The organism is Candidatus Accumulibacter vicinus, from assembly GCF_000584955.1.
In the GTDB taxonomy this organism is placed as follows: Bacteria; Pseudomonadota; Gammaproteobacteria; order Burkholderiales; family Rhodocyclaceae; genus Accumulibacter; species Accumulibacter vicinus.
The window spans coordinates 148,882-161,438 of sequence record NZ_JDSS02000019.1 but is presented as its reverse complement, the minus strand read 5'-3'; the positions used below and the strand labels follow the sequence as shown (position 1 = coordinate 161,438).

Sequence of the window (12,557 nt, the reverse complement as noted above, 5' to 3'; positions counted from 1 at the left end):
AGATACAGGCACAAGATCCACACCCGCAGTGGCGGGTGGTGACCCGCGAAGATCGTCCTGGTCAAGTCGTCAAAGTAGTGGTGGCAAGCCGTGCAGTGATATTTGCGGCGCGACGGCTGGGTCGTGTCATGCCCTTGCCGGGTCACTTCGGGCGACGCACAATGCGGACAGCGTACAATCCACTGCTGTCGTTCCTGTCGGCAAAGGTGATGGGGTGAGTTGGTGAGCGATTGACGGCGATCCGCCGTAACACAACAAGAATAGGGAGAACCCGTTGCAGCAAACGGATGGAGGGTTCCCCGACTAATATGGGTGCCCGCCCGATCAGCTTGTAATAGGCCGTCCAGCGCGCCTCTCGGCGAATGGCCCCAATGGCGCGGGTGACCCATCCTTCCGGGTTGAACATGCCGCCGATCAGGAGTTCGACGAAGGGACGACGCGAACGGGGGAAACGGCCTCCAGGAGGAAGGAGGCCCATTGAGAGAGCAGCAATAGACCTGAGGGAAACTCCGAGATCGAATCAGGTTGTCTGGGGACAGACAGTACGGGGGGCATCGTCTCGGCTCAACGGGAAATAGGCAACAACGTTTCCCGGCGCAGGGTGATTTAGTCAACACGCTCTTACGCTTCGCGACGTCAGGGCAGATCGGCAGAGCGCATGCGCGCCAGGATGATGGCGGTTTTTCTGGCCAATCCCGGTGTGTTACGGTTACGGTCGTAAAAGCGTGGGCTGGGGAGCATTCCGGCCAGCCTCGCAGCTTGCTCGGGGGCAAGCTGCGAGGCGGAAACGCCGTAGTAATGGTGCGCGGCGGCGGCAGCGCCGAAAACGCCGTTGCCCCACTCGATCACGTTGAGATAAACCTCGAGGATCCGTTGCTTGCTCCATACGGTCTCCAACATCAGCGTGATGATTGCCTCTTCAGCCTTGCGCCAGGGGGTCTTGGCGGGTGTCAGAAAGAGGTTCTTCGCGAGTTGCTGCGAGATCGTCGATCCGCCGGCGACGACACGCCCTTTTTGCTGATTCCTTTCGATGGCGTGCTGGATGCCTTCCCAGTCGAAGCCCTCATGGTCAACAAACTTGGCGTCTTCGGCCGCGATGATCGCTCGCTTGAGATTCATCGAGATGCGCTCGTAGCCGACCCACTGCTTTTGCAGTTGCACCTGCGGATCCTTGACCCGCAACTCCTCGAGGCGAATTTTCATGAAGCGGGTGGTGTCCGGGTTGACCCAGTTCCACCACAGAACCCAGCCAAACAGCCAGAACTGGTAGACCAGCAACAGCGCGACGCAGCCGAGAAGCAGCCGTTTTGCCCACAGCAGCACGATCCTCATCCGGTTGCGACGACCTTCGTGGCCGCGACGCGTGGCATGATGCCCTTCCCCATAACGAAGGCAGCATGATTGGTCGCCGGCTTGCCGAATACGCAGTCACGAGTGCTCATCGCTTCGCCCCCTTGGTCTCCAGACTGTCGCGCTGGGTGAAGTTGAAGGTGCGGGTAAACGTCAGAATGTCGGTATCGTGCCGGATGGCGGGTGGGAATTCGGCGAACGGTGCGGCCATGGCGACGATCCGCCGCGCCGCGTCGTCGAGAATCTGGTGCCCGGACGAACGGTTGATCTCGATTCCGGCGACCGTGCCGTCGCTCCTGAGCGTCACCGTCATGACCAAGTTGCCGTACAGTTTGCCCCGCGCGGCTTCCGGGTAATTGAGCGTGCCGACGCGCTCGATCTTGCGCCGCCATTCATCGAGGTATTGTGCATCGCGGTACTCCACTGCGCTCGTGCCGATGAATCTCTTGCGTGGCCGCTTGTTGTAGTCGTCGAGTTCCTTGGCGATCTCGCCTTCGAGACGTGCCATCGCCAGGGCGCTTTGCGCCAGGTCACGGCCGCTGACATTGGATACCGGTTCGGGCTGAGCTTCCTTCTCGGCTTTGGCAGCAATCGTGGTCCTGCTCTCCCTTTGCGCCACCAGTCGCTGCTGATGCGTTTCGAGGGCCTGGACACGCTTTTGCGAGTGTTCGAAGTCGTCACCCTCCTGATGTCTGGGGGCTGCCGGCAAGGGCGTCCTGGCGCGGCGATCCTGATCGGTATTGCCACCCTTGTCGAGATTGGCCTGCGCTTGTACCTGCGCGTCGGCAGGGGGGCGGGCTGAACGGCTATTGACCAGGATGATGTCGAGGGCGCGGTCCTTGACAGCGCGCGAGGCATCCGGGTAACTGAAGTGCAGTGACAGCAACAGGCCATGCAGAAGCAGCGAAGTCGCGAGTGCCAGCCCCAGAGCATGCGTTGTCAACCAGCGTACAACCATTTCACGCGATCCGGCGCTCACCTCAATCGACCGCCTCCAGGACCTCCGGTGCCTCCTCTGCGGCATTCTCGATACCGGCTCCTGCCACGGCAACGGTTTCGAGATAGCGACAGCCAAGTGCCAGGGTCAGATAGTCGATCGACTCGATACGCAGCCGGATACGCTGGCCGGGCTTGAGTTCCGGTGCCGAAGGCACTCGTTGTACCAGCGGCAGATGGTCAAGCCTGGCAAGATTCTCGCGGCCGATCGTTGCCTCGATACTGTCGATCCCTTGTTGGCGCAGCCAGCGCAGACACCAGTACCGTTCCATGCTGCGCTGGAATTCGGCATAGGCACTGTAGGTCAGCTCAAAATCGCGCAGTGCCGCGAAGAGCGCGTCCGAACGCGCAGCGAAGGGCGGCGTCTCTCCCCGCAGGCTGGCGATCAACTGCCACTGGTTGATCAGGTCGACATAACGACGCAGCGGCGACGACGACCAGGCGTACTGTTTTACCCCGAGGCCCTCGTGCGGCTGCGGCGAGGTGCTCATGCGCACCTTGCCGCCGGTCTGTACACGATAGATTGCGGGCACGCCCTTGACGGCCAGCAGTCCGCCCCAGGTGCTGTTGGCGACAATCATCAACTCGGCGACCAATTTGTCGAGCGGGCTGCCACGTTTGCGTGCGGAAATCTCGATTCGGCAGGACTCGGCATCGCCGAGATCACCGTCGATCCGGAAATTGTAGTCGAAGTGGCCTTGTACCGCCGAAGGCTTGCCGCGTCGGCCTTCGCAGGCGTTGGCAAGGTGCCAGAGGGTCAGCAGTTGATCACGGAAGGGAAACTCGGGCAGACCATCGGCAATCGTCTGTTCGTTGAACAGCGGTTCGATGTCGTGGTGGCGTAGGTTGGCAACCACTGGAACGATTTCGATGCGCGACTCGTGGGCCGTAATCTCGAACTCGGGGCTGACCGTGAGATACAGCGAAATGGCTGGGCAGTCTCGGCCACTCGAAAGGGTGAAGGAGTCCAGTACCGTATCCGGCAACATGGTGATCTTGCTGCCGGGCAGGTAGACCGTCGACAGCCTTGCGCGCGCGATGTGGTCCAGTGGCGACCCCGGTGCGATACCCAGCGACGGCGCGGCAATATGGATTCCGACCCGCCAGCCCAGACCAGGCAGTGTCTGCAGGGAAAACGCGTCGTCGATTTCGGTCGTTGTCGCGTCGTCGATGGAAAAGGCCTGCACGTCGGCACGCGGCAGACCAACCGGCAATGCCGGTGCCGCCGTCGCCGGGAAAGCCGTACCGTGCGGGAACTGCTCGAACAGGAAATGCTTCAGGTGATAGTCGTGTGCCGAGCGGATGCCGCCACACTTTTCGAGCAACTGTGCTGCCGACAAACCCGTTTCACTGCACGCGGCTTCGAGTGCCTTGGTCTCGCCGCGGTTGCGGTCGGGCTTGTAGAGCAACTGGTTGAGGATGGGCAGAAACTCGGGGGGCAATGAGAAGGCCTTGAGTTCTCCAACCATGCGCTCGATGGTCAGGGCTTGCTGGCGTTTCCTTTCGAGGCCGGCAAGGGCAGCCTGGAGAATTTCTGTCGGGGCCTTGCGGAAACGACCTTTTCCCTTGCGATGAAAATAGATCGGTGCCGCATGCAGGGCAAGCAGGAGCGCAGTGGCTTCAAGCGCCGTGGCGATGTGACCGAAGTACTCGTTGGCAAAATCAGAAAAAGAAAACTCGCCATCACCGACACACTCCCAAAGAAAGTCGGGCTCGATATCGGCAGCCAGAGCTTCCGCCTGATCGAGCAGTCCCGTCGCTGCCGGTTCGTTGTAGCGTAACAGGACGTTTGCCGACTTGATTTTGCTGCGCTTGCCCGAGGCCGTCTCGACCTGCAACGAGGTCTCGTTGTCGGTCACAATGGTGGCTGCCTTGAAGGCCCCCTCTTCTTCGAATAGAACATGCATTGCAGCGATTATAACCCACAGAATTCAATGATTTGCGGTACAAGATCAGGGAAGCGCGTAAAGCTGTGATCGCCCCCGTCAAGAACTATCTGGCGACAGCCGGCGTAGCGCGCGACAGCCTGACGGTAGTCGAGCACCTCGTCTCCGGTTTCGATCAGCAACAGATAGCGCGCAGCCGTGACGATCGGGGTGTCGAGCGCGCGCAGTTGGTCGACGTGCGCCGACGTAAACTCGAAGGTCTCGCCGGTATGGAAGTTGCTGTGCGTGCCGACCAGTCCGTCGAGCAGCCGCGGTGCCATGACTGCCGGGTTGATCAGGACCGCGCGCAGGTCGTGCTTTTCGGCCAGCCAGCTCGCATAGAAGCCCCCCAGCGAACTGCCGACCAGCGTCGTCGGACCGTCGTTGCCGGCCAATAGCGCTTCGACACGGGCAATCGCCGCCAGCGGCACCGGCGACAACTGCGGGCACCGGAAACGGTCGCCGAGACCGATGGCAGCCAGGCGTTCGCCGAGCAACCTGGCCTTCCAGGACGCTGGCGACGAGCAGAAGCCGTGCAGATAAAGAACGTTCGGACTTGTCACGTCAGGAGGTCCAGGAAACCCAGTGGTAATGCCAGGTGACCAGTACGACGATGCCGAATACGATGCGGTACCAGGCGAAAATCGAAAAGTCGTGCGTACTGATGTAGCGAAGCAGCCCGCGCACCGCCCAGAATGCCGAGATGAAGGCGGCCAGAAAACCGACGATCCACATCCCCAGGTCGTCGAAGGAGAGTAGTGCGCGTTCCTTGTAGAGCTGGTAGAGGGTGGCGATGATCAGCGTCGGAATCGCCAGGAAAAACGAAAACTCGGTTGCTGCACGGCGCGACAGGCCGAAGAACAGGCCACCGATGATCGTCGCTCCTGATCGCGAGGTGCCGGGGATCAATGCCAATGCCTGTGCGCAGCCAAGCTTGAAGGCATCGGTCAGCGACAGATCATCGACCGATTCGACGCGAATGCGATGTTCGCGCCGCTCGGCCCAGAGAATGAGGAAACCGCCCGCAATGAAGGCTAGCGCCACCACCGGCGCGTTGAACAGATGCGCCTTGATCATCTTGCCGAACAGCAGGCCGATGATCGCCAGCGGCAGGAAGGCCACCAGCAGATTGAGCGCAAAACGCTGCGCGGCACGTTCGCTGGTCAGTCCGAGCAGTACCTGCGAGAGCTTCGCGCGATACTCCCAGCACACCGCCAGGATCGCGCCCGACTGGATGACGATCTCGAACAGCTTGCCGCGCTCATCGTTGAAGTCGAGCAGGTCGCCAGCGAGGATCAGATGGCCGGTCGATGATACCGGCAGGAACTCGGTGAAGCCTTCGACAAGACCGAGAATCAGCGCTTTCAGCAGGAGCAACAGGTCCACAGGGAGCTTTCGACAAAAAGCGGCATTCTAGCACTCAGGGTCGGGTTGCCTGTTCCAGTGCGGCTAGCCAGGCAATCGCCTGTTGTCGATGGTCTCCGCACATCTCGACGGAGGGTTTCAGTCCGGCGCAGCATGACGGCCGCTCGGGGCGACCCCACAAGCCACAGCGCCAGTCTTCGGTCAGATTCGCGCAGCGTTCGCCAGCCGGTTTACCACGGGGGTGGCCGGGCATCGCAGTCGTGATCGAGGGCGCGATGCAGCAGGCCGCGCAGGCGGGCCGGCAGTCACGCAATGCTTTGGTCATCGACGCTGCCGTGACCCAGCCGCCGGGAAAGCGTCGCTGCCGCCTCGCGCGTACTCTGTGCGATCGGGCTTTCCCAGTCAATGTCGAAGTTCCCGATGATGCCCAGCGAAGTGATTGCGGCAACCATGCGGCCGCTGTGATCGAAGACCGGCGCGCTGAAGCCATTGATTCCCGGAGTGACACTGCCCGAAGCGCGCGAGATGCCGTGGCCGCGGATCTCGTCGAGTTGCTCCATGAGCGCTGCGAGTACCGCCTCAGGCTGCACATTCCTTGCCTCGGCAATTGCCCGCACTTCAGCGTCGAGCCTCTTTTTGAGATACGGCGAGCGATAGAAAGCCGCGAAAGCCAGACCAGTCGCTGACGAAGTCAGCGGCAGCACGACGCCGGTTCGCAGGGTAATGGTGACCGGACCGCCTGCTTCGACCCAGCGTACACAGGTTGCGCCGTGATTGCCCCACATGGCGAGTGCCACCGTTTCGCCACTACGCTCGCAGAGGTCGTCAAGCACGGGTCCGGCCAGACGCACGGGATCGAGCCGCGCCAGACTCGCGAGCCCAAGTTCGAGCGCAAACTCGCCGAGATCGTAGCGGCCGGTATTCGCATCCTGTTCGACAAGGCCCATGCGCATGAAGCTCACCAGGTAGCGGTGTGCCTTGGCGGCTGGCATGCCGGCGTTGCGGGCGATGTCGCGCAGCATCATCGCCCGCCTGCCGGCTACCAGCGCCCGCAGCAGGCGCGTACCGACTTCAATCGACTGGATGCCTTGTCGCTGTTTGGCCGGTTCAGCGTTGCTGGTCTCGGACATGGGCTCGTTTCGGCGATCAGGCCAGCACTTGCAGCGCGGCGTCGTAGTCGGGCTCGTCCTTGATCTCGGCAACCAACTGGCAGTGCAGTACGCGGTCATCGGCATCGAGGACCACCACCGCGCGCGCCGCCAGCCCCGCCAGCGGTCCGTTGCTCAAGGCCACGCCGTAGGCTTCGAGAAAATCACGCCCACGCATGCAGGACAAAGTCAATACCTTGTCCAGACCTTCAGCTCCGCAAAAACGGCTCTGCGCGAAGGGCAGGTCGGCGGAAATGCAAAGGATGACCGTATTGCTCAGTGCGCTGGCCTTTTCGTTGAACTTGCGTACCGAGGTGGCGCAAGTCGGGGTGTCGATGCTTGGAAAGATGTTGAGAATCTTGCGCTGGCCGGCAAAGCTGCGCAGCGAAACGTCGCTCAGATCCTTGCCGACGAGCGTAAACGCGGGTGCCACCTCGCCCTTTTGCGGGAAATTGCCATTGACCTGAAACGGCTTGCCGCCTAGTGTCACTATGTTTGACATGTGGGTTCCTGATTGGAAGTGAATTGAAGAAACTGCCGTTGACCATCATCGGCAGCGTTGCTTGGGCATTATTTCACGGCCGGAGTTCTCACCGTGGCCTCCAGACCGAGATCAGCGGCCGTCGGTGGTCCATTCCGGACTATTTGACGCGCATGCCGGGCTCGGCACCGGCATCCGGCGAGAGCAGGAAAATGCCCGGCATCTGGCCATCCGGGTCGGAGGCGGCCAGCACCATCCCTTCCGAAAGGCCGAACTTCATCTTGCGCGGCGCCAGGTTGGCCACCATCATGGTCAGCCGGCCGACCAGCGTTGCCGGGTCGTAAGCGGCCTTGATGCCGGCAAAGACCTGCCGGGTGCCGAGTGCGCCGACGTCGAGCAGCAGACGAACGAGCTTGTCGGCGCCTTCAACCGGAGTGGCTTCGCTGATGCGCGCAATACGCAGGTCGACGCTCATGAAATCGTCGATGCTGATGTGCGGCCTGGCGCTTGCTCCGACGGCAGCCTGCGCGACGGCGTCGGCCGCTGCTTTCTCCTGCTGCTCGGCATGCCTTTGCGGGCTGGTTTGCAAAGTTGCCGCCAGCGATTCGCGGTTGGCGGCCAGTAGCGCTTCGACCTGTGTCTTGTCGACACGGGTCAGCAGGTGCCGATAAGTCCTGATGGCATGCCCGGCGGCGAGGACCGTACGGCTGTCCTCCCAGACCAGCGGGGCGACGTTGAGAAAGGCTTCAGCCTTGGCGCTGAGCGCCGGCAATACCGGTTTGAGCAGAATCGCGAACAGGCGGAAGAGATTCAGAGCGTTGCTGCAGGCGGCCTGCAATTCGTTTGCGCGACTTTCCTGCCGGGCCAGTTCCCAGGGCTTGACGCTGTCGACATACTGATTGGCAAGGTCGGTCAGGGCCATGATCTCGCGGATCGCCTTGCCGAATTCGCGCGCTTCATAGTGATCCGCGATCGCCGTCTGTCGTTCGCGGATGGCCTGGATCGCCGGCAGCGATTCGTCGCAGGTACAGAGCTGGCCAGCGAAGCGCTTGACGATGAATCCGGCCGAGCGGCTGGCAATATTGACGAATTTGCCAACCAGATCGGAATTGACACGCGCGATGAAATCGTCGAGGTTGAGGTCGATGTCTTCCATCGAACCCGAGAGTTTGGCTGCGTAGTAGTAGCGCAGCCATTCGGGGTCGAGGCCTTGCGCCAGATAACTTTCGGCGGTGATGAAGGTGCCACGCGACTTGGACATCTTGGCACCATCGACGGTCAGGAAACCATGCGCGAAGACCTTGCTGGGGGTGCGGTAGCCGGCATGTTCGAGTTCCGCCGGCCAGAACAGCGCATGAAAGTAAAGGATGTCCTTGCCAATGAAGTGATACAGTTCGGCGGTCGAGTCCGGGCGCCAGTACGCGTCGAAATCAAGGCCGTTCCTGGCGCAGAGATTCCTGAAAGCGCCCATGTAGCCGATTGGCGCGTCGAGCCAGACGTAAAAGTACTTGCCGGGAGCGTCGGGGATTTCAAAGCCGAAGTACGGCGCATCGCGCGAAATGTCCCAGTCGGTGAGCCTGTTCTCGCGCTCGCTGCCCAGCCACTCTTGCAGCTTGTTGGCCGCTTCGTGCTGCAATCGGCCCTCACTCTGTGTCCAGCGCCGGAGAAAAGCCTGGCAGCGTGGATCGGACAGTCTGAAGAAGAAATGTTCCGATTGCCGCAGTTCCGGCCTGGCACCGGAAACCGCCGAATAGGGGTTTTTCAGCTCGCTGGCGGTGTACGCCGAACCACAGCTCTCGCAGTTGTCACCGTACTGGTCGTGCGCGCCGCACTTCGGGCACTCGCCCTTGATGAAGCGGTCCGGCAGGAACATCTGCTTGAGCGGGTCGTAATACTGCTCGATGGTGCGTGTCTCGATCAGACCTGCCGCCTGCAGGCGCGCGTAGATTTCGTTGGCGCAGGCGCGGGTCTCCTCGGAATGCGTCGTGTAGTAGTTATCGAAACCGACGTGGAAGCCAGCGAAGTCGCGCGCGTGCTCGCCATGGACCCGTTCGATCAGTGCTTCCGGGGTGATTCCCTCCTGCTCGGCGCGCAGCATGATCGGCGTGCCATGCGTGTCGTCGGCGCAGACATACCAGCATTCATGCCCGCGCATTTTCTGGAAACGCACCCAGATGTCGGTCTGAATGTACTCGACCAGATGGCCGAGGTGAATTGCGCCGTTTGCATATGGCAGGGCGGAGGTGACGAGAATCTGGCGTGTCATTGAGTTGGGCGCAACCGGGGCAAAGGCGCATTCTACCAAAGCGGGGTCAGGCCGGTGACTGCTGATCGTGATAACGGGCAATTTCGTAATCGCAGCCACTCGCTTCGACTTCCATCGGCGTCAGCAGATGGATACGGCCATCCAGGCTGAAATTCAGGGTTTCCCGCACACTGAAGCTGCCCAGGGGCAGCACGATGCGTACGATGCCAGGCACTTCATCATCATGCAGCCAGATACCGGGGATGGCGACGGCTGCCGCGAAACCACTGCGGCGTGGTTGCAGCTCGACGCCCTGCGCCTGCCGCGCCAGCAATTGCACCCCCAGGTTGGCGCGCCCACCGGCCTGCCTGTTGAAGCGCCGTGCCGTCCCCAGCAGCCAGTTCTCACCCCCTTCCACCTGCATGCAGAGCAGTGAGCCAAGCTTGATCCGGTCAGTCGCCGATTCGTCGAAGCAGGTGCGCAGCCCCCCGAGACTGACGTTTTCGACGACCCAGCTTTGCGTTTGCGTCTGCAGGTCTGCCGAGGCGCCCGAAAAGACCGTGTAGCTGTGGTCAAAACCCGGCAAGACCGCCATTCGTGTCTTGACCGCATGGCGCTGATGACGTCGCTGAGGCGGTTTCAATGCCCAGCAAACCCGCAAATGGCGCAACACCGGCAGCAAGGCCTTCTGCGGAAATTCACCGCCGAGATTGAGGCTGCTCGGAACTTCGTCGCGTTCGACCACATGGATCAACTCTTCGAGCCCGGCGAGCGCCTGTCCCGGCGAAAAGAAGCGCAGGCCGGGTCTGGCTGCACCGGGATGACGAGCCAACCGTGTCGGTGCCGAACCCTTGGCCGCGTCGACCCAATACACGCTATCGGGTCGGCAATCCGGAGAACACACAAAGGCCGGCAAGAAATGTGCGACCATCCGATCGGCCAGTTCGATCTGCTGCGGCAGCAAGCCATCCATCGAGGAGGTAGAAAATACCAGGGCGTGCAGATATTGCTGCCCGGCACTGCTCGAACCCAGTGGACCCGGATAAAGCTGGACCGGCTTCTGCGCATGACCCGCCGCTTCGGCCAGCAGAGAGGTTCTCCCGAGACTTTTCCAGAGTTCTCCCTCAACCGGCTCGTAGCGATACGCCAGCCACTTGATGAGGGTGCGACGTGCCGCCTGCAAGCGTGCGTCCGCCAGCGGCAGCGAAACTTTGAATGCCTCCGCGCCTCTCTCTTTGGGTTCGAGTCGAGCGCGTGTCGTGCACAGAGCGTAGAGCGCAGCAACCGCCGTCCAATAGCCGTAACTCCGCTCCCATAACCGTTGCTGCTCAAGCCGCGACAGGTATGGCGAGTAAAGGTAGTCGCGTGCCAGGCGTCGCAGATGTGGCTGCCCGGCGTCATCGAGCTGGCGAAGCACGTCAAAATAGTGGTCCAGGCGAAAGTTCCTGGCGTGCTTCAATGACTCGAACCAGCTCGCCAGTTCATCGACGGCATGGGCCGCCTTTTCGACATGCAGTTCGGCAAGGATCCGTTTCAACTCCTTGGCGTCGGCGAGGGGATGATCAGGACGTTGCGGAAACAGATTGATGCGCATGGAGAGCCCGCCTTGGCCAGGAATTACGGAGTTGAGACGAAGATTGTAAACCAGGAGCGCCCTCCCTGCCGATCAATGCGTGGCCCTTGGCAAGAGGATGCCGACACAGCATTCCCCGGCACTCTCCTTTACAATGCGCGCTGACAGATCGACAGGCAAAACGGCATGCAGCAGTATCTCGACCTGATGCGGCACGTCCTCGAACAGGGGACTCCCAAGGCAGACCGCACCGGCATCGGCACGCGCTCGGTGTTCGGCTGGCAGATGCGTTTCGACCTTGGCGTCGGCTTTCCCTTGCTGACCACCAAGAAATTGCATTTGCGATCGATCATTCACGAGCTGTTGTGGTTCCTGCAGGGCGACACCAACGTGCGCTACCTGCAGGAGAACGGCGTCCGCATCTGGGATGAATGGGCCGACCGGAACGGCGATCTCGGTCCCGTCTATGGCCAGCAATGGCGTCACTGGCAAACTGCGCAGGGCAGTGAAATCGACCAGATCGCACAACTCGTCGACGGCCTGAAGAACCACCCCGACTCGCGCCGACACCTGGTCACTGCCTGGAATCCGGGGGACATCGAGCGCATGGCGCTGCCACCGTGTCACGCGCTCTTCCAGTTGTACGTCGCGCCGCCTGCCGATTCAGAGGTGGATCGCCGGGCGAAGCTTTCCTGCCAGCTCTATCAGCGCAGCGCCGACATTTTTCTCGGCGTGCCCTTCAACATCGCCTCCTACGCACTGCTGACCCTGATGTTGGCACAGGTCTGCGGCTATCGGCCAGGCGATTTCGTGCACACGTTTGGCGACGCGCACCTTTACAGCAATCATTTTGAACAGGCGCGCCTGCAACTGACACGCGCCCCGCGCCCCTTGCCGACGATGCGACTGCAGCCGGCAGTGCGCGACCTGTTCAGTTTCCGCTTCGAGGACTTTGTGCTCGAAGGCTACGATCCACACCCGCACATCGCGGCTGCGGTCGCCGTCTAGGCCGGCAGGCCGATGCGTGTGCAGGCGCCGGCAGTAGCAGAACGGCTCCCCATCCTCTCGCTGATCGCGGTCGTCGGCCGCAACCGCGCGATTGGCAAGGACCAGCAACTGCTCTGGCACCTGCCGGAAGACCTGCGGAATTTTCGCGAAACGACGCGCGGCAAGCCGGTGATCATGGGCAGAAAGACCTGGGAATCGCTGCCGACCGCCTTTCGCCCATTGCCCGGGCGACACAACATCGTCGTCAGCCGCAATCCCGACCACCTGCCGAGTGGCGCGACGCCGGCCCGATCGCTCGCAGAGGCGATTGCTCTGGCAGGCGACGCCGCCGAGGTCTTCATCATCGGTGGCGAGGCGCTGTATCGTCAGACCCTGCCGCTGGCCAAACGTCTGTACCTGACCGAAGTCGCCGAGAATGCACCGGGGGACCGCTTCTTCCCGAAAGTTTCGCTTGCCGAGTGGCGGA

The 12,557-nt window shown here is 61.6% G+C and carries 13 protein-coding genes; 3 read left to right on the top strand and 10 right to left on the bottom strand.

Annotated features, from left to right (window positions below):
• Positions 1 to 218 (top strand): hypothetical protein (locus CAPSK01_RS22135; RefSeq protein ID WP_273703235.1); only part of this gene is annotated, 218 nt, incomplete at its 5' end.
• Between the two features lie 418 nt (positions 219 to 636).
• On the opposite strand, the gene mtgA is transcribed toward CAPSK01_RS22135, so the two are convergent.
• The 10 genes from mtgA to CAPSK01_RS07125 all read right to left on the bottom strand — a co-directional run bounded on the left by mtgA (position 637) and on the right by CAPSK01_RS07125 (position 11,104).
• A complete protein-coding gene (gene mtgA, locus CAPSK01_RS07165) occupies positions 637 to 1,332 on the bottom strand; it encodes a monofunctional biosynthetic peptidoglycan transglycosylase (protein ID WP_034924460.1) in 696 nt (231 codons plus the stop codon).
• Between the two features lie 106 nt (positions 1,333 to 1,438).
• Positions 1,439 to 2,308 (bottom strand): TonB family protein, encoded by an 870-nt coding sequence (locus CAPSK01_RS07160; RefSeq protein ID WP_034924905.1) that lies wholly within the window; start codon positions 2,306 to 2,308, stop codon positions 1,439 to 1,441.
• A gap of 22 nt (positions 2,309 to 2,330) precedes the next feature.
• Positions 2,331 to 4,253 carry an RNB domain-containing ribonuclease gene (locus tag CAPSK01_RS07155; RefSeq protein ID WP_034924458.1) on the bottom strand — a complete coding sequence of 641 codons (1,923 nt, stop codon included), beginning with the start codon at positions 4,251 to 4,253 and terminating at the stop codon, positions 2,331 to 2,333.
• Between the two features lie 8 nt (positions 4,254 to 4,261).
• Complete coding sequence (locus CAPSK01_RS07150) at positions 4,262 to 4,834, bottom strand: YqiA/YcfP family alpha/beta fold hydrolase (RefSeq protein WP_034924456.1); 573 nt, start codon at positions 4,832 to 4,834, stop codon at positions 4,262 to 4,264.
• Position 4,835: 1 nt separating this feature from the next.
• Positions 4,836 to 5,657 carry an undecaprenyl-diphosphate phosphatase gene (locus tag CAPSK01_RS07145; RefSeq protein WP_034924453.1) on the bottom strand — a complete coding sequence of 274 codons (822 nt, stop codon included), beginning with the start codon at positions 5,655 to 5,657 and terminating at the stop codon, positions 4,836 to 4,838.
• A 34-nt stretch (positions 5,658 to 5,691) separates the two neighbouring features.
• On the bottom strand, positions 5,692 to 5,961 hold the full coding sequence (locus CAPSK01_RS22130) for a YkgJ family cysteine cluster protein (protein ID WP_273703234.1): 270 nt from the start codon (positions 5,959 to 5,961) through the stop codon (positions 5,692 to 5,694).
• On the bottom strand, positions 5,942 to 6,766 hold the full coding sequence (locus CAPSK01_RS07140; RefSeq protein WP_034924450.1) for an IclR family transcriptional regulator: 825 nt from the start codon (positions 6,764 to 6,766) through the stop codon (positions 5,942 to 5,944). The genes CAPSK01_RS22130 and CAPSK01_RS07140 overlap by 20 nt, the downstream gene beginning before the upstream one ends.
• Positions 6,767 to 6,782: 16 nt before the next feature.
• Positions 6,783 to 7,286: a thiol peroxidase gene (gene tpx / locus CAPSK01_RS07135; RefSeq protein WP_034924448.1), complete on the bottom strand. Its 504-nt coding sequence runs from the start codon at positions 7,284 to 7,286 to the stop codon at positions 6,783 to 6,785.
• A 139-nt stretch (positions 7,287 to 7,425) separates the two neighbouring features.
• On the bottom strand, positions 7,426 to 9,531 hold the full coding sequence (gene metG / locus CAPSK01_RS07130) for a methionine--tRNA ligase (protein ID WP_034924445.1): 2,106 nt from the start codon (positions 9,529 to 9,531) through the stop codon (positions 7,426 to 7,428).
• 46 nt (positions 9,532 to 9,577) lie between these two features.
• Entirely contained in the window at positions 9,578 to 11,104 is a 1,527-nt protein-coding gene (locus tag CAPSK01_RS07125) for a hypothetical protein (protein WP_034924441.1), read from the bottom strand.
• Positions 11,105 to 11,269: 165 nt separating this feature from the next.
• On the opposite strand from CAPSK01_RS07125, the gene CAPSK01_RS07120 reads away from it, so the two are divergent.
• Both CAPSK01_RS07120 and CAPSK01_RS07115 read left to right on the top strand, forming a co-directional pair.
• A complete protein-coding gene (locus CAPSK01_RS07120; RefSeq protein WP_034924439.1) occupies positions 11,270 to 12,091 on the top strand; it encodes a thymidylate synthase in 822 nt (273 codons plus the stop codon).
• 12 nt (positions 12,092 to 12,103) lie between these two features.
• Positions 12,104 to 12,557 (top strand): dihydrofolate reductase (locus tag CAPSK01_RS07115; protein WP_273703233.1); only part of this gene is annotated, 454 nt, incomplete at its 3' end.

Coding starts and splice junctions, on each gene's coding strand:
- mtgA (WP_034924460.1), bottom strand. CDS start 1,332: ATGAGGATCGTGCTGCTGTGGGCAAAACGGCTGCTTCTCGGCTGCGTC.
- CAPSK01_RS07160 (WP_034924905.1), bottom strand. CDS start 2,308: ATGGTTGTACGCTGGTTGACAACGCATGCTCTGGGGCTGGCACTCGCG.
- CAPSK01_RS07155 (WP_034924458.1), bottom strand. CDS start 4,253: ATGCATGTTCTATTCGAAGAAGAGGGGGCCTTCAAGGCAGCCACCATT.
- CAPSK01_RS22130 (WP_273703234.1), bottom strand. CDS start 5,961: ATGACCAAAGCATTGCGTGACTGCCGGCCCGCCTGCGCGGCCTGCTGC.
- CAPSK01_RS07140 (WP_034924450.1), bottom strand. CDS start 6,766: ATGTCCGAGACCAGCAACGCTGAACCGGCCAAACAGCGACAAGGCATC.
- tpx (WP_034924448.1), bottom strand. CDS start 7,286: ATGTCAAACATAGTGACACTAGGCGGCAAGCCGTTTCAGGTCAATGGC.
- metG (WP_034924445.1), bottom strand. CDS start 9,531: ATGACACGCCAGATTCTCGTCACCTCCGCCCTGCCATATGCAAACGGC.
- CAPSK01_RS07125 (WP_034924441.1), bottom strand. CDS start 11,104: ATGCGCATCAATCTGTTTCCGCAACGTCCTGATCATCCCCTCGCCGAC.
- CAPSK01_RS07120 (WP_034924439.1), top strand. CDS start 11,270: ATGCAGCAGTATCTCGACCTGATGCGGCACGTCCTCGAACAGGGGACT.